Origin of the sequence: Mesorhizobium norvegicum (genome assembly GCF_004919685.1) — a bacterium.
GTDB lineage: Bacteria > Pseudomonadota > Alphaproteobacteria > Rhizobiales > Rhizobiaceae > Mesorhizobium > Mesorhizobium norvegicum.
This window is the reverse complement of record NZ_SMYZ01000009.1, coordinates 1-21,653: the sequence shown is the minus strand read 5'-3', so window position 1 is coordinate 21,653 and position 21,653 is coordinate 1. Positions and strand designations below refer to the sequence as shown.

The 21,653-nt window shown below is 55.9% G+C and carries 15 protein-coding genes and 5 pseudogenes; 5 read left to right on the top strand and 15 right to left on the bottom strand.

Features of this window, described 5'->3' with window-relative positions; translation table 11 throughout:
- Window positions 1-116 precede the first annotated feature (116 nt).
- The 12 genes from FCU66_RS04245 to FCU66_RS04190 all read right to left on the bottom strand — a co-directional run bounded on the left by FCU66_RS04245 (window position 117) and on the right by FCU66_RS04190 (window position 14,415).
- Window positions 117-953, bottom strand: coding sequence for an ABC transporter permease subunit (locus FCU66_RS04245; RefSeq protein WP_136622635.1), 837 nt, complete (start codon window positions 951-953; stop codon window positions 117-119).
- Window positions 954-955: 2 nt separating this feature from the next.
- Window positions 956-2,188, bottom strand: a complete 1,233-nt coding sequence (locus FCU66_RS04240; RefSeq protein ID WP_136622634.1) for an ABC transporter permease — start codon at window positions 2,186-2,188, stop codon at window positions 956-958.
- A 61-nt stretch (window positions 2,189-2,249) separates the two neighbouring features.
- Window positions 2,250-3,311 (bottom strand): ABC transporter substrate-binding protein, encoded by a 1,062-nt coding sequence (locus FCU66_RS04235; protein ID WP_136622633.1) that lies wholly within the window; start codon window positions 3,309-3,311, stop codon window positions 2,250-2,252.
- 111 nt (window positions 3,312-3,422) lie between these two features.
- Window positions 3,423-4,523, bottom strand: a complete 1,101-nt coding sequence (locus tag FCU66_RS04230; protein ID WP_246093774.1) for an ABC transporter ATP-binding protein — start codon at window positions 4,521-4,523, stop codon at window positions 3,423-3,425.
- 722 nt (window positions 4,524-5,245) lie between these two features.
- Complete coding sequence (locus FCU66_RS04225) at window positions 5,246-5,899, bottom strand: sarcosine oxidase subunit gamma (RefSeq protein ID WP_136622632.1); 654 nt, start codon at window positions 5,897-5,899, stop codon at window positions 5,246-5,248.
- Window positions 5,793-8,699, bottom strand: coding sequence for a sarcosine oxidase subunit alpha family protein (locus tag FCU66_RS04220; protein WP_342778129.1), 2,907 nt, complete (start codon window positions 8,697-8,699; stop codon window positions 5,793-5,795). Before FCU66_RS04220 ends, FCU66_RS04225 begins: the two co-directional genes overlap by 107 nt.
- Before the next feature lie 53 nt (window positions 8,700-8,752).
- Entirely contained in the window at window positions 8,753-9,019 is a 267-nt protein-coding gene (locus FCU66_RS04215) for a sarcosine oxidase subunit delta (RefSeq protein ID WP_136622630.1), read from the bottom strand.
- Window positions 9,020-9,028: 9 nt separating this feature from the next.
- Window positions 9,029-10,285, bottom strand: a complete 1,257-nt coding sequence (locus FCU66_RS04210) for a sarcosine oxidase subunit beta family protein (protein ID WP_136622629.1) — start codon at window positions 10,283-10,285, stop codon at window positions 9,029-9,031.
- Between the two features lie 162 nt (window positions 10,286-10,447).
- Window positions 10,448-11,536, bottom strand: coding sequence for an ABC transporter ATP-binding protein (locus tag FCU66_RS04205; RefSeq protein ID WP_136622628.1), 1,089 nt, complete (start codon window positions 11,534-11,536; stop codon window positions 10,448-10,450).
- Window positions 11,537-11,548: 12 nt separating this feature from the next.
- Entirely contained in the window at window positions 11,549-12,370 is an 822-nt protein-coding gene (locus FCU66_RS04200; protein WP_246093772.1) for an ABC transporter permease, read from the bottom strand.
- Between the two features lie 10 nt (window positions 12,371-12,380).
- A complete protein-coding gene (locus FCU66_RS04195) occupies window positions 12,381-13,235 on the bottom strand; it encodes an ABC transporter permease (RefSeq protein ID WP_168992222.1) in 855 nt (284 codons plus the stop codon).
- A gap of 103 nt (window positions 13,236-13,338) precedes the next feature.
- Entirely contained in the window at window positions 13,339-14,415 is a 1,077-nt protein-coding gene (locus tag FCU66_RS04190) for an ABC transporter substrate-binding protein (RefSeq protein WP_136622636.1), read from the bottom strand.
- A gap of 241 nt (window positions 14,416-14,656) precedes the next feature.
- On the opposite strand from FCU66_RS04190, the pseudogene FCU66_RS42740 reads away from it, so the two are divergent.
- Window positions 14,657-14,866: pseudogene (locus FCU66_RS42740) on the top strand (GntR family transcriptional regulator); the annotation flags it as partial.
- 24 nt (window positions 14,867-14,890) lie between these two features.
- The gene (locus FCU66_RS04185; protein WP_246093770.1) at window positions 14,891-15,328 is read left to right on the top strand and encodes an FCD domain-containing protein; all 438 of its coding nucleotides are present in this window, start codon (window positions 14,891-14,893) and stop codon (window positions 15,326-15,328) included.
- A 387-nt stretch (window positions 15,329-15,715) separates the two neighbouring features.
- Here the strand turns inward: FCU66_RS04185 and FCU66_RS04180 are convergent, their stop codons facing one another.
- Window positions 15,716-16,855, bottom strand: coding sequence for an IS110 family RNA-guided transposase (locus FCU66_RS04180; RefSeq protein WP_136622625.1), 1,140 nt, complete (start codon window positions 16,853-16,855; stop codon window positions 15,716-15,718).
- Between the two features lie 575 nt (window positions 16,856-17,430).
- Between FCU66_RS04180 and FCU66_RS04175 the strand changes: the two are divergent.
- Window positions 17,431-17,641 (top strand): annotated as a pseudogene (locus tag FCU66_RS04175) (transposase); the annotation flags it as partial.
- Between the two features lie 381 nt (window positions 17,642-18,022).
- Complete coding sequence (locus FCU66_RS04170; protein ID WP_136622624.1) at window positions 18,023-19,600, top strand: carbamoyltransferase C-terminal domain-containing protein; 1,578 nt, start codon at window positions 18,023-18,025, stop codon at window positions 19,598-19,600.
- A gap of 89 nt (window positions 19,601-19,689) precedes the next feature.
- Here FCU66_RS04170 and FCU66_RS04165 read toward each other — a convergent pair.
- Both FCU66_RS04165 and FCU66_RS04160 read right to left on the bottom strand, forming a co-directional pair.
- Window positions 19,690-20,235, bottom strand: a pseudogene (locus tag FCU66_RS04165) (arginine deiminase-related protein); the annotation flags it as partial.
- 15 nt (window positions 20,236-20,250) lie between these two features.
- Window positions 20,251-20,635 (bottom strand): annotated as a pseudogene (locus tag FCU66_RS04160) (transposase); the annotation flags it as partial.
- A gap of 167 nt (window positions 20,636-20,802) precedes the next feature.
- Here FCU66_RS04160 and FCU66_RS42735 point away from each other — a divergent pair.
- Window positions 20,803-21,241, top strand: a pseudogene (locus FCU66_RS42735) (IS110 family RNA-guided transposase); the annotation flags it as partial.
- Between the last annotated feature and the right edge of the window lie 412 nt (window positions 21,242-21,653).

The window sequence follows — 21,653 nt, the reverse complement described above, 5'->3', positions numbered from 1 at the left end:
CTGATCCATTTCCGCTTCCTGTCTAATTTCGAGGGAATTGCTATTCCAATTGCTGTCTTTGGTAGGTTTGGAGCGTAATGGCTTGCTGACGAGCGCGACGGCTCTTGCCGCATGGCTTACAGCGCAGCCGTCTTGAAGCGCATACTGCGCCGATTCAACTGATCGACCAGAAGCATCAATATGATCGCCATGACGATCAACAGAGTTGCCACGGCAGTTATTGTGGGGTTAAAGCTTTCCCTCACGCCGCTCCACATCCGGATCGGCACCGTATGCTGCGGAGGTGTGGCCAGAAACAGCGTCACAACGATTTCGTCCCACGACCAAACAAAGGCAAAGATCGCCCCAGAGATCACCCCTGGTGAAATCAATGGCAAAGTCACCTCCCAGAAGGCGCGCGCAGGCGACGCTCCGTGCACCTCTGCTGCCCGCAAAAGTGTCTGATTAAATCCTTTCAGGGTGGCGGAAACAGTTATCACAACAAACGGAGCGCCAAGGGCCGCGTGAGCCAATATTAAGCCCCAGAAGGTACCAACCAGCTTCAACTTCGCGAAGACATAGAAGAACCCGAGTCCGGACACAATTGCCGGCACTACCAACGGCGATACGAGGGCAGCGAAGACCATGTTCTTAAATCGCCAGTTGCTTTGGCTCAGCCCCAACGCAGCCAAAGTTCCCAGAACGGTCGCCACGATAGTGGACGATGTGCCGATAATGAAGCTATTCTGGATGCCTCTTTGCCACATAAGTGATGCAGAAGAATCCCCGAAAATCTCGGCATACCATCGCAGTGAAAGCCCCGGCATTGGATACGTAAAATAGGGCGCCGAATTGAAAGATAAGGGTATGATTACAATGACCGGCATAATGAGGAAGCCCATTACCAGTGAACTGACAGTCCCAAGTGTCATCGTCGAAAAGCCAGGGAACCGCTTGCCTGTTACCAAGGACATTCCTATGCCTCCCGCATGATGTTGGCGGCTCTTAGCCTGCCGAGCAAGACAATACCAACTCCAACCACGGCAAGCAGAAGAACGCTAAGCGCGGCCGCAAGACCCCAATTCCCGAAGTTGCTGGCATTCTGTGCGATATAGTAGCTCAACATTTGATCGGCCGGTCCGCCAAGAAGAGCAGGCGTGATATAAAATCCGAGTGTAACAATAAACACCAACAATATTCCGGCCCCCAGGCCTGGAAAGCTAAGAGGAAGGTAGACTTCCCTGAAGGCTCGAAAGGGATGAGCCCCGAGCGTAGCCGCCGCGTTCATATATGTGCTCGGAATTTTTAACATAACGCTATAAAGCGGGAGCACCATAAAGGGTAGCATCACATGTGTCATGGCAACATAAACCGCGAACCGATTGTAGATCAGGTCCAGCGGTTGGGACCACAGTCCCAGAAATATTCCCATGTCATTCACCAACCCGTGCTTTTGTAAGAGCACAAACCAGGCAGTTGTGCGCACCAGCAATGATGTCCAGAATGGAAGCAACACAAGGAGAATTAATTTATTTCGAAGTGCGTCCGAGACATGGGCAAGAAAGTATGCCAAGGGGTATCCAAGAATTACGCAGAATGACGTAACCACCAGCGTCATCCATAGCGTCCGGACAAGCACGTCGAGATAGAAACCGCGGCCCTCTGAGGCAGACTCTGTATTGGACAATCCGAGCGCAATCCTAAAGTAGAACAGCGAATAGGTGCTCGATGCGTTGCGGAGGGCCAGCCAATATCGGTTATCTGTCCAGCGATGATCGATCTGGCTCAGCGCTTCTGCGGCATCGTCCGTCGGGACATCTGATATCTTCTGGCCGGTTTTCGACAGAAGAGATTGAAACCCGGGTATCGCATAGTTCAAGCGACTACCCGCCTGGCCCAAGCTCCTGTCGGTAACGGCTTGTCTGATGTCGGCAGCAAAGGCGGTGAATACCTCCTCGCTGGGCAGATCTGTCCCATCCCAGCGTTGAATTAGATCGGCGGTCTTTGGCAGCACAAGAGAGACTTCAGGGTCTTCAATGCTCCTGGTCAGCATTATGACAATTGGGATCAGGAATATCAGAGTGAGATATAAGAAGAGAGGCGCGACAAGCACACCCCGGCGCGCCTCTCTCCTCCTCATTTCGCGGCGATAGCTAACGGCAGCCGACCTATTTAAATCGTTGAACATGGCTTTAGCAGTCACGGTCATCCAAATACTCCGCCAATATCCAAGCCTAGCCTGTCTAGAGCGGTTCGGCCGCCCGCAGTTACTACTGAGCAACCCAGTTGTTAAAGCGCTGAGTCAGATCTTCCTGGTGATCGACCCAGAACTGCACGTCCATCGGAAAACCATTCTTGAGGTTTTCCGCGCTTGTCGGGAGTTCGGCACTGAGGCCCGAGGGGATAAGCTTTCCGGCGGCCACGACGGCAGGGCCATTGGCGACGCGTTTGGAAACCTCAGCGATCAGTTCCGGTTTGGTAGCGTACTGAAGGAATTTGTAAGTGTTATCAACGTTCGGAGCGCCTTTCGGCATGATCCACATTGAGGTTTCCCAGCGGAACTGATTCCACACGGTCTTGATCTGTTTTTGATCTTCGCCGTGCGCTGCACTGTAAAGCCGGCCATTCCAGCCGACCGTCATTGCCACTTCTTTATCCGCGATGAGCTGAACGGACTGTGCGCCGGTCTCCCACCAGACGATGTTTGGTTTCAGTTTTGACAGGCTTGCGAACGCCCGATCGACACCGTCTGGTGTGCTCAGTACTTCGTAAACCTTGTCCATTGGCACGCCGTCTGCCAGCAACGCGAACTCAAGGGTTCCATTGGGAGACTTGCGCATAGCCCGTTTGCCCGGCCATTTTTCCACATTCCAAAAGTCGGCCCAGGACTTGGGAGCAGGCTCTGCCACTTGGTTTGTGTCGTAGGCAAAATTGACGGAGTAGATGACATCGGGAATACCGCACTCGATCAGGCTTCCAGGAACGAAGTCATCCTTTGTCAGTTTGAGCCGACCAAGATCAAAACGCTCCAGGAAATCCTGCTGGCAGCCGATGGCGGCGATCACTGACTCGCTTTCTGCGAGCTGCCAATTGTATGTCCCAGTGGATGCCATGGCGCGGATCTTACCGACGTCACCGGAGAAAGCATCCGCGAGAACATTGATCCCTGTTTCCTTGGTAAAAGGCTCGTACACCTCTTTTCGCAAAGCCTCTTCGAATGTCCCGCCATACGTGGCGATTGTGAGATCATCTGCATTTGCGACCACGGTAGACCCCGCCAGTAATGCAACCAGCGAGAGAGCCCAGTACAGGTTGTTTGAAATACTGCGCATGCACTTCCCCTTTTCTTCCTTGTTTATAGCAACATTTCCTATGCACGTTAGGCGCGCGTCATCAGTCGGGCGCCCTTGTGAACGCTCGCCACAATTGATGTTTGATCCTACTTAGGCTCGAAGGACCCTGCAGTCCTGCGACCTCCATCCAACGACTAGGTTTTGTCCGACTTGATACTCGAGAGCGCCGCCCGTTCTTGGAATTTTGACAAGAATCTCTACACTTCCTGCTACATCCAGCCTAAGTCTGGTCTGGTCACCCAGTGCGATGACTTCGTTAATGCAGGCAGGGTATTTGTTGGCGAGATCCTCGGTTGGAGAGACTACAATGCACTCCGGACGGACCACCATAACCACATTCGTATCCGGCTGAATAAGGCTCGGACTAATTCCCTCACCTTTGGAACCGTCATTTAGCTCTACCTGGCAGATCTCGCCTTTCGATCGGATAGCCGTGGCATTTATCTTATTATTATCGCCAACGAACGAAGCGACAAAGAGCGTCGCTGGCTCGTCATAAAGCTGCATGGGCGAGGCGATTTGTTGGATCCTGCCCTCGTTAAATACTGCGATCCGGTCAGCCATTGTGATTGCTTCACCCTGATCGTGCGTGACAAAGATCATGGTAACGCCTAGACGTTTATGTATCTGGCGCAGCTCGAGCTGCATTTGTTCGCGAAGCCTCTTATCCAGTGCGCCGAGCGGTTCATCGAAGAGAATGACAACTGGTTTAAAAACGAGCGCGCGCGCAAGCGCGATGCGCTGCTGTTGACCACCTGAGAGTTGATCAGGCCTTCTCTTGCCCATTTGTGGATCGCGCAGATCCACCATCTCAAGCGCCGATTGCCCGAGCTTGTAGGCATCCTTCCTCGACATTCCCTGCATTCGAAGCGGGAAGATAATATTTTCCATCACCGTCATATGTGGGAAGAGCGAATAGTTCTGGAACACCATGCCAAACTTGCGCTTATGCGTTGGCGTGTCCTGAAGAGATCTCCCGCCCAAAGCGATGCTGCCACTGGATGGATGCTCGAAACCGGCGAGCATTCCGAGAGTTGTACTTTTTCCCGAACCTGAGGGTCCGAGTAAGGCAAGAAACTCGCCCTCGTAGATGTCCAGACACAGATCGCGAACGGCGAAGTTCTTTCCGTCGTATGTCTTGCTAACCATATCGAACCTGATTAGCGGATCTCGATCGAGACCTTTGTTCAACTTCCGACCTCCCAGTGCAGAGCGTGCGGTACCCTCCTCAAGCGCCGCTCGTCATATTCAAGGCTAACATAGGAATGTCTTGTATACAAGATGGAGCCCCGTGCCCAGCCGGACTTTTCTTGGTGTCGTGTGGGGCGCGCAACTGATGAGGTTGGCCCTAGCAAGAACTGGCTGTTTCGGAGTAGCCGGGTGCCGGAATCACCTAAAGGTGAGGATATTTGAGGAACTATATTCGCCCCCAAGCCCCTGTCCAAAGTGTTGGACCTAAGAAGGCTCGCACATATCGCGGCATGTCGGCAGCGAGAAGTTAATCACGCAAGCAGCTTGTGCACAAGGACCGAGCGAGGTGCGTCTGCAATTTAGTAACCAGCTTGACTCTTAAGGCAGCCGGACCAAGCACCATAATTTCGTGTCCGGACTTCGGGGTAGTTGGGCGTTTGGTCCTATTCCATGATGGGCCTCTCCGGCCGACCGACTAGCGCCGGATGGACACACGTTGGAGAAGTGGGAGCAAATAGTGGCGCCAAAATACGGCTCTAGGCGCGCGGGTATCCAACGCGGCTTGAGTGTCGAACGTATTTGGGTTGCCTATTGGCGCCTGGTTCTGCTGGTTGTATTCCATATGTTGTTCCTCGCGCGGCGGTGTTGCCACGAGGCAGCGAGAAGCCAGTTGCATGAATGACAGATAGAGGACCATTGAAGCGTGACTTCCTTTCGCGATCTTACTCGTTTGCCGGCGCGGTTGCCGCCTCGGTAGCGAGATGATCAGCCAAGAAGCTGATCAGCGACGTTGCAAACGTCGTTGGGATCAAGACTGTGAACTGGTCGCGGCCATGGCGGTCGATAAGGACGCTGACATGGTGAATGGCCGTCTGCGCGAAATGTCCAACCGGGAAGGCTGCGTCGGCAAAGTCGATAGCAGTTACACGACTGAAAAGCCCGCTGGCGCCGGGTCCTTCGAGCGTGAGGCATACACGCGCGTCCGAGAGATCGAGGACGGCCAGATCGATTACGCTTTGCAAGCCGAGAGCGGTGTCCGACCGGATCAGCGCCCGGTCGGGCGCAATGCGCCAAACTATGGTCCGCCCGCGGCGGACCGATGAGCGGTAGTCTCCTGGCAGCGACAGCCCCTCTGCCCGAAGCGCATCGTCTGCCTTCCTATCGAAATCTTCCCATCCGGCAAGTTGCGTCAGATAGCCCAATTCAACTTCGTTGATGACGACTGCCTGGCTGTCGCTGGTGGTGCCGTTTACCGGCAGCGCGTGTTTCTTAACCATTCTGACGATGTCCTTCAGGGTCGAAGAAATGATGCGAGACCACTTTCCCTTGTAGTGTTTGGTTGCCCACGAAATCGACCACTTGGATCGTCTCGCCAAATCGCTCTGGTCCCCGCGATAGGAGCGCGAGGGCAATGTTCATTTTGAGCGCCGGAGAGTAGGTTACCGAAGAAACCCACCCCTCTCCATGGCCCTTAGTGGGAGCATTCAGTGCGTACAAAAGGGAGCCCGCCCGCGTGCTTGTGTTTCCGACGATTTCCAGCCCCACCAACGAAGGTCGTGCTGGATCTTCGAGCACCGGACGCTTTCGCAATACCGAGCCGACGAATGGCTTCTTGCTCGAAGCAAAGCCTTCAAGACCTAGATCCTTCAGGGTTGTGCGCCCTTCGATTTCTGAGCCCGTTATGTGACCCTTCTCGATACGTAGCGCGCCCATTGCCTCGAGACCGTAGGGCTTGAGATTATATGGAGCGCCGGCTGCAATAAGCTCTTCCCAAATTTGGCGGCCACGTTTGGCGGGAACGTAAAGCTCGTAGGCAAGTTCACCCGAGAAGCTCATACGATGCAGGCGGCAACCCACTCCAGCTATTGTGACGTCCGCAAAATGATTATTCGGCAGGGCATCGTTGCTTAGTTCTGCACCGGTGAGGGCAGTCAGAAGAGCCCGAGATTTCGGACCGGCGATGGCGATCGCGGACCACTGATCTGTGACCGACGTGACATGCACCTTGAGATCGCGCCAAGCGGTTTGAATCAGGTATTCGGCTCTCGCAAGTACATTCGCGGCGTTCGCAGTTGTGGTCGTCATGAAATAGTCATGTTCGCTCAGACGTGTTGTGGCCCCGTCGTCAAAGACGAAGCCGTCCTCGCGCAGCATGATGCCGTAGCGCAGTTTTCCAATCGGAAGTGTCTTGAAGCCATTCACGTATATTCGATTGAGGAACTCTGCGGCGTCGGGTCCCTGCACCGCGATTTTACCCAGCGTAGAAACGTCAACGATGCCGACATGCTCGCGCACGTGCGCGGCTTCGCGAATATAGGCGTCGTTGATGTCTTCACCTCTGGCCGGGTAGTACCAGGGTCGCAGCCAGGCGCCTGTCTCGATCATGACCGAACCGTTGTGTTTATGCCAGCCATGTATGGTCGTAAGCCTGGTCGGACGAAAATTGAGCCCATGGTCATGGCCAACGACAGCGCCAATCGTCACCGGAGTATAGGGCGGGCGGAAGGTCGTCGTGCCAACGGAGGGGATGGCGAGCCCGCGAAGTTCTGCCATGCGGGCGAGTGCATTGAGGTTCGAAGTCTTGCCTTGGTCGGCTGCCATGCCAGAGGTGGTATAGCGCTTAAGATGTTCGACCGAGACGTAGCCCTCGAGATGGGCCTGATCGATATCTGCAAGTTTGACATCGTGCTGGAAATCCACGAAGGCCTTACCAGGGGTGCGGCCATTCGCCTTGGCAATGACTGTCAGCGGTGCAAGGTTGCGGCCCCAGTGATCAGCGTGGCCAAATAGCGCGGGTTCCTTCCCGATGGTCCCCCCAGCTTTATGGCCCTGCGAGAGGGTATCCCTGAGCGACGGAGAGCCGACAAGCGATCCGACGCAGCTGAAGGTCCCTTTTTCCGCAGGTGGAAGAAACGCGTCCAGCTCCTCGTTGTATTGTGGCTTTCCAAATCGCTGGCTCCAAAGGTGCAGCGCCGGAGCCCAGCCGCCGGATACGGTAACGAGATCGCAAGCAATCCGAGTAGCGTTGCCCTCTATTTTGCCTCCCGGGCTGATGCGAACGACGTGCGCAGCCTTCACGCTTTTGCCGCCAGATACTTTTAGGACCGCATGACCGGATCGCAGATCAATTCCCGCTTTTCTTGCGCTCTCGACAAATGGCGGCGGCGCTGCCTGTCGGAGGTCGCAGATCGTTACCTTAGCTCCAGCCTTTGCAAGTTCGATGGCAGCCGTGTACGCGCTATCATTGTTCGTTGCGACGACAATGCGCTCGCCGGCAAGAACGGCATAGCGGTTGAGGTAGCTGCGAACGGCTGATGTGAGCATCACTCCGGGCACATCATTTCCGGCAAAAACCATTGGGCGTTCGATGGCTCCGGTAGCCAAAATCGCCCGTTTTGCTCGCACAACCCAATATCGCTGGCGCGGTTTTCCCTCCTCAGGTGCAAGCACGTGGTCCTGGACGCGCTCCACGAGTCCGAACACCTCGCAGTCATAGGCACCAAACGCCGTCGTCCGCGTCAGAATTTGAACATTAGGGAGGTCGCTCAGTTCAGCACGCGCCTGAGCAAGCCATGCATCGGAAGGCGCGCCGACCGGTTCACTGAGAAGGGATCCGCCCAGGTCGCGGTCCTGCTCCACCAAAAAGACGCTATCGCCCTTGCGGCCAGCTGCAAGGGCGGCCGAAATGCCTGCGGGACCTGCACCAACTATTACAAGATCGCAGAAAGCATTGATCTTCTCATAGTGGTCAGGGTCCGGAAGAGTCGGCGCCTGACCCATCCCGGCAGCCTTGCGGATGAAATGCTCGCAGAACATCCAGAACTTCGTCCCGCCAAAGGGGCCGATGAAAGTCTTGTAATAGAAGCCCGCGCCGAAAAAGCGCGACAGCAGGCCGTTGACAGCTCCTACGTCGAATTGGAGACTTGGCCAGGCGTTTTGTGGCGTCGATATGAGGCCATCGAAGGCTTCCACAATCGTTGCCTGTACATTTGGTTCGTGGCGATCACCACTGCGGAGATGCACCAAGGCGTTCGGCTCTTCAACGCCCGCTGCGACCACACCGCGCGGCCGATGGTATTTGAAGCTGCGCCCAACAATCTGCTGCCCGCCGGCTAGCAAAGCGGATGCCAGAGTGTCGCCAGGATATGCTGGCAGAGACTTGCCGTCGAATTTCACGCTAAGCTCACGGGAGCGATCGATCCGCCCCCCAGTTTTGAGGCGCCGCGCTGTCATGCTGCCACCTCACAAGCCAGAGCCGAACCAAAAATCTCATGCGTCAGCGTATCTCGATCGACGACAATCCACTGCCTGCAACCGCTCACGTGATGCCAATATTCCTTGTGCGGTCCTCGCGGATTGTCGCGGATAAACACATAGTCATGCCAGACCTTTTGATCTGCCTCGTTCATATCCGGGCGGCGAACACTTGCATCTTCGCCGTAACTGAACTCGGTTTCGTCCCGCAGTCCGCAAACAGGGCAAGGGATTCTCAACATGATTGAACCTCAATGAGCTTTCGGATACGGGCCAGCACCCGCCTCGTCGATTTGGTAACCACGCTCGAAGCGCTCTAGGGTGAATGCCGCATTGTCGGGATGCGGCTCGCCCTTCGCGATCGTCCACGCGAAACAGTAGCCGGAGGCCGGTATCGCTTTGAACCCGCCGTAATTCCAGCCCCCGGTTAACCAGAGCCCTTCGACCGGCATCTTGCCGATGATCGGCGAACCATCCATGGTCATGTCCATGACCCCGGCCCATTGGCGCAGCAGTCGCAAACGCGAGATCGAGGGGATGAGGGCTTTGGCGCTTTGGAGCGTGTGTTCTACTATGGGCAGTCCCCCGCGCTGGGCATACGAGTTGAACCCATCGAGATCGCCGCCCAGTACCAAGCCGCCCTTGTCGGACTGGCTGATGTAGAAATGCGCCGCACCATAGACAATTACATGGTCTACGAGCGGCTTCACCGGTTCTGTGACGAAAGCTTGGAGAATATGCGTTTCGATCGGCAAACGAAGCCCGGCTTTTGCCGCCAAATGGCTGGTATGACCGGCCACCGCCAGGGCGACCTTTTTCGCGCGAATCGAACCGCGTGTCGTCTCGACGCCAACGATCTTTTGATTGTCCCAGATGTAGTTGGTTACCTCGCACTGCTGGATGATGTCGACACCCTGTTTGTCTGCTCCACGCGCGTACCCCCATGCGACCGCATCGTGACGCGCCGTACCCGCGCGAGGCTGAAGAAATGCCCCGTATATCGGGAACCGCGCCGTGGGTGAGTAGTCGAGGAAAGGCAGCCGCTTCATTATTTGGGCGCGGTCGAAAAATTCGGCCTCAATGCCGTTAGCCAGCATAACATTGGCGCGGCGCCGTAGGCCTTCCGCCTGACCGGGCGAGTGGAAGACAAAGTAGTAGCCGCGCCGTGAAAGCATGACATTGTAGTTCAAGTCTTGACTGAGGTTGTCCCATAGCCGCATCGACCGATCGTAGAACGCCGAGTTGCCGGGTATCATATAGTTCGAGCGTACGATGGTGGTGTTGCGGCCCGTATTCCCGCCTCCCAGCCAACCCTTTTCAAGCACAGCGACGTTGCGGATGCCATGCTCCTTGGCCAGATAGTAAGCTGTTGCGAGGCCGTGGCCGCCGCCGCCGACAATGACCACGTCGTACTTTGGCTTTGGTGCGGGATCTCGCCACGCACGGGACCAGTGCCTGTTACCGGTCAGGCCATGACGCAATATGGCAAGGGCGGAATAATGGCTCATGCGACTCCTCGCTTATAGTTGGGTAACCTCGCGCCTCGAAAGCGAACAAGGTTTTCAATAAATTGGATCTGGTTTTCAACGTCTCAATCGACAGCAGCGACAAGGCGATCTCGCACACCTGATTCCGTTCAAGAATTCGCACCTTGCGAGGCGTGCGACTTATTACGATCCGCTTGGGACAACGATGCAGTCCCCAGGAAGGAAAGTGATCGAAACTTCTTGGCCGGATTGCTCAAGGGCCTGCCCAAAGTACTTTTCGGTCACAGCGAGCAGTTGACCGCCTGCGATTTCGACGACCAAATGAAGATCGGCCCCAAGGTGGGCGACGTCCCGGATCGTGCCGCGCATCTCGTTCACGGGCGAATCGCCCGACGATGCATTAGCTGCGCCGATCCGAATGCGTTCCGGTCGCACGCAGACGTCAAACGCTCCGTCGCCTGGGCTGCTGTCGGGTATGTTCACGAACATCCGGATGCCGCCATTAGCGTTGAGTTCAGCCATGCCTTTCGCGCTCCTCGCGAGCTGACCGGTGAACCAGTTGGAGCGGCCAATGAACTCGGCGACAAAGCGCGTCTTTGGATTGGCATAGATGTCCGTCGGCGCCCCTTGCTGCATGATTTTTCCGGCACTCATGACAATGACGCTGTCGCCCAGGCTCATGGCTTCCTCCTGGTCATGGGTGACGACGATCGTCGTGGCGTTCACGGCAGAAAGAATCGCCTTCAGCTCGAACCGCAGTTCCTGGCGCAATTTCGCGTCGAGGGCCGATAACGGTTCGTCGAGCAAAACCACCTCGGGGTTTGTGGCCAAAGCGCGGGCAAGCGCCACGCGTTGCTGCTGACCGCCGCTCAATTGGCTAGGCCGTCGATCCTCAAAACCCTTGAGCCTGACCAATGACAACATCTCGGCGACGCGATCCGGAATCCTTGCCTTTTCAAAGTTGCGATGCTTCAAGCCATAGGCGACGTTCTCAACGACCGTCATGTGCGGAAACAGGGCATAGTCCTGAAATAAAAGGCCGACGTTGCGCTCGTAGGGCCGCCGACCCTTCATGTCGACGCCGGAGAACATTACAGCGCCCTCGTTGGCATTCTCAAAGCCGGCGATCAGCCGCAAGGTCGTTGTCTTGCCACATCCGCTAGGGCCGAGCAGCGACAAAATCTGTCCCTTTTCAACGGTGAACGAGACGTTTTCGACGGCGACGAAGGCTCCATAGCGCTTGGTGACGTGCGAAAGTTCAAGGACACTCATTTCAGAAACCTCCTATGACCTGAAAACGCCCTTGCCGATCAGACGGTCGAGGCCGATTGTTCGGTCAAGGACGAGGATCAGGACGAAGGTGAATATCATCAGCATAACCGCAGCAGCTGCGATCGTTAGATCAAAGTTCGTTCGCATCATGCTCACCATCGCGACAGGCAGCGTGTACGAGTCTGGCGACGTAAGGAACAAACTGACGGCCACATCGTCCATGGAGAAGGCGAACGCGAAGACCGCGCCTGCGACGATACCGGTGCGCGCCAGCGGAAAGGTGATGTCCCAGAACGCTCGGCGTTCAGTGGCGCCAAGGCTCATGGCAGCTTCAGTCAGGGTTTTCCGGATACCAACCAAGCCCGCAAGCGTCGTGCGGACCGTGTAAGGAAACGTGATGATGATGTGCCCGCCCAGCAATCGCGTGAACCCGTCGAACACACCGATGTTGGCAAAAAAAAGCAGGAGCGCAAAACCGATCACGACGGCGGGCACGATGAGTGGCGAGAGGAAAAGCGATTCCAGGGCTTGCTTACCCGGACCAACGTAGCGGTCGAGGGCAATAGCGGCGCTGACGCCCGCCGTTGTGGAGACGATTGTTGTGATCAGGGCCAAGCGGAGACTGGTCGCCAATCCGGTTAGATAGTAGGCGTCGGAAAAGAAATGTCTGTACCAACGGAGGGAGTATTCCGGCGGCGGAAACCGGCCCAGATACTCACGAGCATCGAACGACATGGTCACGGCAACGGCGATAGGAAAAATGAGGAACACCAATACAACGATGATGTTGGCGGCGCTGAGCCAGGCTGCTGAATTATCAATATAGCGTTTCACAGGATCGGCCTTACTTGAGGTTGCCGTACCGCTTCGAAACCATCCACGTTATCCCGTAGATTGTAATCAGCGCCACGATAAGCATTGTGATCGCGACGGCGGATCCGCTCGGATAATCGGCGATCTCGCTGAAGCGTGAGTATATCAGATTGGAGACAAACAGCACCTTGCCCTTTCCGAGAATCATCGGAACGACGAAGGCGCTGAGGCATAGCGTAAAGCAAATCATGAACGCCGACAGCAGTCCTGGAATACAGAGCGGAACGGTTATCGAAAGATGCGACCTTAGCCGCGAAGCACCAAGTACTTGCGATGCATCGATCAGTCTAGGGTCAAGATTCTGTATCGTTCCTAGCAATGTAATTGCGGCAATCGGGATCAAATAGTGAAGAAGACCAAAAACAACGACCAATTCCGTATAGAACCGGCCATTCGGCGATACATTCAATAGACCAGACAGAAGCTGACCATAGCCGGTCGGCCCGAACGTCAGCTGAAGAGCATTGACGCGTACCAATGTACTCAGAAACATCATGCCTATGAGAAAACCAATGGCGAGCTTTCTTAGTATGGGTGAAGGCTGCCTGGCGACAGCGTAAGCAATCGGAAATGCCACCACGAGGGCGATCAGCGAAGACAAAACACCGAATTTGAACGTTTCGGCAAAATACCTCAGATACGATGGCGTCAGGATTTCTGCGTAATTAAACAACGTATAGGCGGCATCCTTGGCGGAGCCAATCCGGCCCGGTTCAAAGAGGCGAAAACTCTCATCAAGGACGTTCGCGAGCGGCAAGACCAGAAGAGCCAGAAACAAGGCGAATCCGGGCAATAGCAACAACGCGGTGCTTCGTGAATACTTCATCAGAAGGGTTCCAAGTCCCATCGCGACCGATAAAAAGCCGTCGGGCGCAAATTGGCGCCCGACGCTATCGCGTCACGGGAAGATTACTAAATCGGGAACGCTGTCACAGAAGCTGGACGATGTCCTGCTCCCAGCGCTTGTTCCAACCATCGAGTTCCTTGCCAAGGTGATCCCAGTCCGGCACGACGACAAATTCCTTAATTTCCTCAGGAGAGAAGTGAAGATATTCGAGGGTTTGCTTCGCCTTCGTGTTGACGGGGACTTCGCCCACATCTTTGCCGTACCGCTCGCTGGCTTCCTTGCTGATCATGTAGTTGGCAAAATCAAATGCCAGTTTCTTGTTTTTCGAGCTCTTCAAGATCGCCCAACCTGAGACGAACAGAAACGTTTTCAAATCCTTGTTTGTCTTGGTCAACGGGGTGGCCTTCACTCCCTTGATCGCGGAGAATGTGCCCTGGTCGATGAAGGTCACCGAAGTTTCGCCCGTATCCAGTGATGTGATCATATCTGAGGTCGTGGCCGACACACGTCCGATGTTGCCGGATTTTGCGAGCTCCTTCAGGAATTGCCAGCCTGGCTCCATGTTGAACTGATCGCCACCGCGGGCCATCGCCAGAGCAACGACCTGCAGGTTAGTGCCTAAGGTCGGGTTCGGCCAAAGGATTTGACCTTTCAGCTTCGGATTCAAGAGGTCCTCGATCGACTTGATCTCGATCGGGCACGTATCAGGAACGTAGGTAAAAAATAGCCCACTTGATCCGCGCGGGACCGCTTTCCAGTTGCCGTTAGCGTCCTTGGGGATGAGTTCTTTGGCGACATCCGCAAGGTTCGGGCAGTCTTCGAGGGTGACGGTTTCCGCCCAATCTTCTCGGATCATCGATTGGAAGACGGGACTCCAATTGTCGACAACGTCGTAGGGTGGATTTGGCCAGGCCGCCTTGATTTTTGGCAAAATCGACGCCGCGCCGCCGGCATGCAGTGTCCAGTCGATCGAAGCCTTGCCCCATTCGGCTGCAAGCGCCTTGGAGTGGTCGATAAAGGGCGGACCCCACTCAACCACAGAAAGCGACTCCGCTGCGCGAGCCTTGCTACTAAACGGTGCGGTCAATTGCGCTGCGGCTAGCGCAGCACCCCCCGCAAAACTCGTCTTGATGAAGTTTCTTCGCGAGAATTTTGTCATTTGCTATTCCCCTGTTTGGACGCTTCTGAATTTGGTCCTTGCGATGGCTCCAGTTGCATGACTATGTTCACGCTGGCGGAGCACGACCTATATACAGCTACGATGCAGCTTTTGTCAATGAGAGATTCCGAACTCGCGTCGCGTGCAGACGGCACATTTCTAGAAGACCAGGGGACGACTCATTGCCATGTAGTCGATGATGTGTTTTCGCCAAAGAGACAGACGGAGCTAAATTGGAACAATGAATAGATCCACTAAGCTAAGTGCTGATCAACGCCAGCGATCTATGTATGAGATTATTCGGCAGAGGATTAGCATATTACATTATCCACCTGGCATGATGATCAATGAGACGCAGCTCGCGACGGAGTTCGGCGTCAGTCGAACGCCACTCCGGAGAGTATTACAACAGCTCAGTTATGAAGGGCTACTTGAGATTCGCAATGGAGTCGGCACGCGGGTCACTGACATCGATATGAAGACATTCAAGGACATTTATGACCTTCGGATTCTTCTTGCGGAGACGATGGGATCATTGTCCCCGAACTGGGCCACGGATCGGCACCGGGAGACCCTCGCTGAACTCATCGCGCGAGCCGAGGACCTTCGCGGTCGGCGGGACATCGAGGGCTATGCGCATCTGGCTAACGACCTTTCAGCTCTCATCTGTGATCTCATTGGCAGCACACCGATGCGTGAAATCACAGACCTGCTGTACTACCGGGTCGCCCGGATCTGGTATACTTTCTTGCCGAATCTCGACTGGGACGACGTGGTGGAAGAGCTGTTGGGCGAATTAAAAGGTCTTTTGGCCGCTCTGGCGTCCAACGATCTTGGCACTTTCGGCAAGGTGAGGGCGACGTATCTGCGCTGGATGCTGAAGAAAGTCAGCCGCTATATTTCGAGCGATTGACCCCATCATGCGACGGCTCATAGAAAGGTGCCGGAGAGGAGAGCGATACGACCTTGCGGGGCATGGTTCGGCAGGTTCGGGACTCGACGAGATCGCACGAAACGATCGTCGCGCTATCGCCCTTTCGGCGAAAGCTTTGTTCGCGTTCCTTGCTCCTTTGATCTGTGTCGGGTCGCTAGCATTGCGGAACAAGTCCACATCACCTCATATCCGGTCGGCTCGGGTGGAGCCTGCACCCATATCCCGCATGCACGGGCAAGTTTGGCGAGGCCGGGAAGGATGGGACCCATCTTTTTGACGGCGTTAACAGACCCTAGGGGGCGCCGGTCCACATCCATCCCGCTTCGTCGCAAGTGACGTTGGCCCCCCTCGCGTCGAACTCTTTCGTCAGGCCTTGGTCATGGCGCCCTCCGGCAGCAGGCCCTGGGTCAGATATCGCCACAAGGCGATTATCAGCTTGCGCGCCAAGGCGACGATCATGGTGCGGCGGATGCGTCCTTTGCCGGTGCCGACGCGCTCGTAAAACCAGCGCGCGAGACCGCTATCGGGCTGATGGCGCAGCCACAGCCAGGCAAGTTCAATGGCGGTTCGTCGCGCTCGCGGATTGCCCGATCTCTGGATGCCTTGATCGCGGCTGACCGCGCCGCTGCTCCAAGGGCTGGATGCAAGACCGAGATAACCGGCGACCTCACGCCGATTCCGGAAATCGCGGAAGAACACCTCGTTCGTCATTACGCTTGCGATCGTCAGGCCGATGCCACGCAGTTGACTCAGTTGGACGATCTCGGGAGCTGTGGTCTCGGCGGTCTGACGCTGCTCAGCCTCGACCTCCATGATCATCTCGATCACTAGCCACAAGCGGTGGCACTCGCGCTTGATCTCGTTCTTCAGGCAGGGCGGCAGATCCCGCCCGTCAGCCGTACGCAGCGTCTCGAGCTGCTCACACCAGTCCCGTCTGGCTGGCTTGAAGTCGCGGATGCCCTGGGTCATCAAAAGCCCCTTGACGCGGCTCGAATGCTGGCCGCGTTCGTTGACGAGCCGAGCCCTTTCCCGGCTGCGACGGCGATCGTTCTCCTGCTCGAGGCTCGGCACTCGCACAACCCGGCAGACCCTCGGCTCGCCACGTTCCAGCGCCATCAGCGTGCGCAGCAGCGCCGCCGCATCGAGGCTGTCCGTCTTGGCCCGGCGTGACCGGCGGTCGACCAGGATGCTGGCCGCGTCCAGAACCCGATTGTCGATGCCGCGGTCGCACAGGAAACGATGCAGCCAGAAACCGTCGTAGCCGGCCTCGTAGCACGACATTACCCGAACCGGACGCGTCAAGGCGGCCTGCGCCTGTTCGCGCCGGTGTTCAATGAGAGCCATAAGCCCTTCGGTGTCACCTCCTTGCAGGCGATGCAGGCTGATCTTGTCGACCGCCGGCGAGTGCAGGGCCACAAGCCAGGTCGACTTGCTCAATTCCAGCGCCATGAAAATCGTGGCAGTCTTCTCGTCGACGGGCGGCAGAGCAACGGATGAGAAATTCATGAGACGTCTCCAGGGTTAGGATGTCGGACCCCGAAACCTTACCTGAGTTCCGCCGCCCGTCGCCTCATGGGATCTTTTTTGCAGGCGCTCGTCGCCGAACGCTCCCAACCCAACCTCATAAGATGACATCGCGACACATCCTCCATCCAGGCATCGCCAACAGAATCACAGCCATCCCAACTCAGCCAATCAAAACAGAGTCATTCACCTCCAAAAATATGTGCATCCCCTAGTGTGTTCGCGGGGAGCACTGTAAGCAAACGCCCGGGCGAGGCTCCTTCTATGCGCCCAGCATGGCGCACTGTCACAGGTGAAACTCCCGCGGTGCGTTGATGAGAACCAACGAAGCGCAACTGCATGAAAGGCGACGTCCTCGATGGTCACCGATCGGTGCCGCGAGACCCGAGATGAACTCATCGCGCGAGCCGAGAACCTTCACCGTCAGCGGGACATCGAGGGCTATGCGCTGTCTAGCGACCTTGAACTCTGATCTGTGATCCTATCGTCAGCAAACCGATCGCGAAATGACGGACCTACAATACTGCCTCGTCCCCGTATCCGGTAGACCTTTTCGTGACAAAGCCGCCTATCTCGACTTCGTGGTCGAGATCATCCGTCGATCCGACGACCAGAAGGCTTCCAGATACTGCCCCGCCGCTGGGTCGTCGAGCGGCCTTCGGCTGGATGACAAGATGGCGCCGCCTCGTGCGCGACTACGAGCAGCGCATCGATGTCTCGCAAGCGATGATCCTTATCGCAATGGGCGGAAATCTCATCCGCCGAAACCTCATCCGTGAATTTCAAAACGGACTCTTAAAGGGCAACCGCCCGCGCGGCTTCGCCCCGCATGTCCTGTTTTTTCCAGGTCGATTTACTCGAATGCAGTACAAAACGCTCTTCCAACGGGTCAACTCGCCTTCGCTCTCCCCACTCCGGCGACGGCTCGACGCCAAAAGACCGTAAACAAATAGGAACACAGGTTTGATACTCTGAAATGACACTTCACAAACTTTTAGTAAAATCTTATACAAAAGTAGGTTGATCAACGTGTCTTAGCGCGTTAATAATACCTCTTAGTTTTTAGCTGTGCGTTAAGTAATATCATACAGATAAAAGATGAGTAATGATTTTAAAATTGGCATAAGTGGAATTCTTGGGAGTATTAGCATGCGGATAATTTCGTTCAAACCTGATCATGATGGGACAATTGCGGCAGTGGATGCGTCAGCAGCCGAGCTGATTTATTCTTACGAAGCTGAAAAGGATAGCTTTGCCAGATATTCGACCATTAACCCGACGACGATCCTCGAAGCTGCTGGGCGCCTTGACGCCATTCCGGATGTGTTTGCTGTCGGTGGGTGGGACACAGGATTCAACCACGACCCGGTGGGCTACTATGGCATAGCTCAGGGATCGGATGTTGTCGGCGAGAGGACCGTTTTTGGCCGCAAGGTGCACTTCTATTCCTCGACGCACGAGCGCTCCCATCTCTGGGGCTCCTACGGCATGTCGCCATTCCCCGCCGGGATGCCCTGTTACGTGCTGATCTGGGAAGGATGGTGCGGCGATTTCTATGAAATCGATGAGTACCTGCAGGTCGTGCATTTGGGAAAAGTGATGGCGTATCCTGGCCACAAATATACGTTCCTTTATGCGCTCGCCGATCCGAGCGCAGAACGAGCGCGCATAGGAGACGCCGGCAAGCTAATGGCGCTTTACGCCTATGGGCAGACCGGATCGCCCGACCGGGACGAGCAGGCGCTAATCGATTTCCTGCTTCCAAGCGATGTGTACCCCTTGTCCAAGGAGGACCTACGTAATTCGCCCTACTACAACATTGGCGTAACCCATCAGAAGTTCACCAACCTCGCCAGGCGAGTTTCGGACGCCATCTTCGATTCGTTCCACACCTTCGCGAAGAAGAACCTGACAAAGGGTCACCCGCTGCTTATTTCCGGCGGGTGCGGGTTAAATTGCGAGTGGAACCGCAGATGGCTTGAAACAAACCTTTTTTCCGATGTTTTCATTCCTCCATGCACAAACGATACAGGCTCGGCGATCGGAACCGCTGTCGACGCTATGCGGCATTTCACAGGTAGTGCTAAGATCAAATGGAACGTCTATTCAGGCCAGCCTTTCACGCTTGACGAGATTGACCGCACCGGGCTCGAGGTCTATCCACTCGACTACGGTCAGGTAGCCTCGGCGTTGCTCGATGGCAGGGTGATCGGCTGGGTACAGGGGAATTGCGAAATCGGACCACGGGCGCTCGGCAACCGGTCAATTCTCGCGGCGCCTTTCTCAAAGGCAATCCATGAGCGGTTAAACCGCATCAAGAGCCGGGAGGCTTTCCGCCCGATCGCGCCGGTTTGCCTGGAAGAGGACGTCGCGCTCCACTTCGACTTGACACGCCCGTCGCCCCACATGCTTCTTTTCCAGAAGGTTCTCGATAGCCGGTTAGAGGCTGTCACACATGCTGACGGCACAGCGCGGGCTCAGACAGTTTCACAGAAGCAGAACCCTAAGCTCTTTCAACTGCTTACCTCGTTCAAGGCGAAAAGTGGCGTTGGTGTCCTTTGCAATACATCGCTGAACTTCAATGGCACCGGCTTCATCAATCGCGCAAGCGATTTGCTGACCTATGCCCGAGCCGCGGGGCTTGACGGATTCGTGATCAACGATGCCTTTCATCTCCTCAAGGAGGGCCCTGTCACGGCGTCGAGTGGACAGAAAGAGACCGCATAAGGTAGGAGGAGCATCCCTCCGAGCTATCGCAGAAAATGGGTGATGACGGTTTGAGAAGAGTCGGTGGTGTTCATAGCGAAGGACCGCTTCTAATCCCGGGGCGTGACGTGCACGTCAGCGATCGTGCATCGCACGGAACCGCCGGCCCGCTCGACCGTAGGAATTGCTAGCGGCAGCAGCCGCGCGCTCTCGCCATATGTCAATTTGTTCCGTCTCAATGCCAACAGTGCGGTAGTCGACAGGGTCAAGATACGCTCGTCTCGCCCAGGCGCTCAATCTTCTTGAGACAGTGATCATGTCGAGCCCGATCATGGCGAAATCGGTCGCAACGCACATCAGAACGTTCGTATGATAGATTTCGAACCCGCTGGGGTCCTTCGCCGATGACATCATCGGCTCAAAACTGAACCGCGTACAAAACCTTTCCAGTACGATTGGGTCGGTGCGCTCAGATCTTACCGCATAGGCGACCCGATCGATATGATCCAGCACCATCGAACCGATACCTTCCAAGAAGAGCCTGTCCGGCTCAAGGCCAGAATAGTCGATCACCTCCTGCACCCCGTATCGGCTTTCAGCATGTCAACAATATCGCTCCGGCAATATCGCTCCGGCGCTCGCGCCGGCGGCTTAAGAGTCTGTTTTGAAATTCACGGATGAGCGTTTCGGCGGATGAGATTGCCGACCATTGCGATAAGGATCATGGCTTGCGAGACATCGATGCGCTGCTCGTAGTCGCGCACGAGGCGGCGCCATCCTGTCATCGAGCCGAAGGTCCGTTCGACGACCACCGACGGGGCAGTATCTGCAAGCCCTTCTGGTCGTCGGATCGACGAATGATCTCAACCACGAAGTCGAGATAGGCGGCTTTGTCCATGAACTTCAGCCTGTCATAGGCGCCGTCGGCGAATAGATGCTTCACCCAGGGCCAACGCTTGCAGATCCCGTCCAGATCGCTTGAGGACCGGCACTGTCGGAGATATCGGCGGTGGTGAGGTTGACCTTCAAGAGCCGTCCATTCCAACGCACCATGATCGCCAATGCCTTGCGCGCGCATTTGGCCAAACTCTGTCACGTCGCAAATCCCGGCACCGCTAATCTGGCGAAGCTAGCCGAACAGGCGCTGTCCGACGAGAACGCTTTACCGTTCATCTACTCTGGGGATTCTTGTTCGCCAGATCATGGCGCTCAACGATGAGATCGCGGAACTGGATCGGCAGCTCATGGCCTGGCATGCCGAGAGCGAGGCCAGTCGCCGGCTTGCCGGACTCCCTGGCCTCGGCGTGATCACGGCCACGGCTCTTGCCGCCACCGTCACCGATCCCGATCAGTTCCGCTCGGGCAGCAGTTCGCCGCCTGGCTCGGGCTGACACCGCAACACATTCCACCGGCGGCAAGACAGGGCTCGGCGGCATCTCCAAGCAGGGAGACAGATACTTGCGTCGCTTGCTCGTCGTCGGCGCCACCGCCGTCATCCGCCACACAAAGGACAAGCCAAAGCCCATGGCGAACGATCAGAAAGCTCATGGAGAAAAAGCCTTTCAAGCTTGTCTCTGTTGCGCTCGCCAACAAGCTCGCCCGGATCGCGTGGGCGTACTGACGCGCGAGGAAGCCTATCGACCTTACGAACTCGCAGCCTGACGAAACGCAGATCACCCGAATTGGTAACGGCAGCCGATGATGAGTAACGATCGAGCCAATGGTAAGACCAACCCGTCTGATGCGCCTTACAAGTGCGTCAGCTTGATCAGGGACCTCACCGGCGGATTTCCATCATGGCCAGCAGATACATCACGCCGCACAAAGAACCGGACATATGAAAGCAACCGATCAAAACCATCTCGAAAAAGAGCCCTTGCCATAGGGGGCGTCCACATATGAATCACAACCAAGCTTCAGACGGAACCCATGAGCCAGCCGTTTTTCAAAACGGCCTCTAATAGGATGTATCGCATCCTTGTGCGCAGTGTATTTAACGTTAACTATACAAAGGCCAGTTTTCTTGCGCATACTTGGTCTAGTCAGAATACCACAACATCGCGTGATGTGGTGG

Bases quoted from the DNA above. Each gene is read 5' to 3' on its own strand.
- FCU66_RS04245 (WP_136622635.1), bottom strand. From the start codon at position 953: ATGTCCTTGGTAACAGGCAAGCGGTTCCCTGGCTTTTCGACGATGACA.
- FCU66_RS04205 (WP_136622628.1), bottom strand. From the start codon at position 11,536: ATGAGTGTCCTTGAACTTTCGCACGTCACCAAGCGCTATGGAGCCTTC.
- FCU66_RS04195 (WP_168992222.1), bottom strand. From the start codon at position 13,235: ATGAAGTATTCACGAAGCACCGCGTTGTTGCTATTGCCCGGATTCGCC.
- FCU66_RS04185 (WP_246093770.1), top strand. From the start codon at position 14,891: ATGAAGACATTCAAGGACATTTATGACCTTCGGATTCTTCTTGCGGAG.
- FCU66_RS04210 (WP_136622629.1), bottom strand. From the start codon at position 10,285: ATGAGCCATTATTCCGCCCTTGCCATATTGCGTCATGGCCTGACCGGT.
- FCU66_RS04215 (WP_136622630.1), bottom strand. From the start codon at position 9,019: ATGTTGAGAATCCCTTGCCCTGTTTGCGGACTGCGGGACGAAACCGAG.
- FCU66_RS04180 (WP_136622625.1), bottom strand. From the start codon at position 16,855: ATGAATTTCTCATCCGTTGCTCTGCCGCCCGTCGACGAGAAGACTGCC.
- FCU66_RS04170 (WP_136622624.1), top strand. From the start codon at position 18,023: ATGCGGATAATTTCGTTCAAACCTGATCATGATGGGACAATTGCGGCA.
- FCU66_RS04235 (WP_136622633.1), bottom strand. From the start codon at position 3,311: ATGCGCAGTATTTCAAACAACCTGTACTGGGCTCTCTCGCTGGTTGCA.
- FCU66_RS04190 (WP_136622636.1), bottom strand. From the start codon at position 14,415: ATGACAAAATTCTCGCGAAGAAACTTCATCAAGACGAGTTTTGCGGGG.
- FCU66_RS04240 (WP_136622634.1), bottom strand. From the start codon at position 2,188: ATGACCGTGACTGCTAAAGCCATGTTCAACGATTTAAATAGGTCGGCT.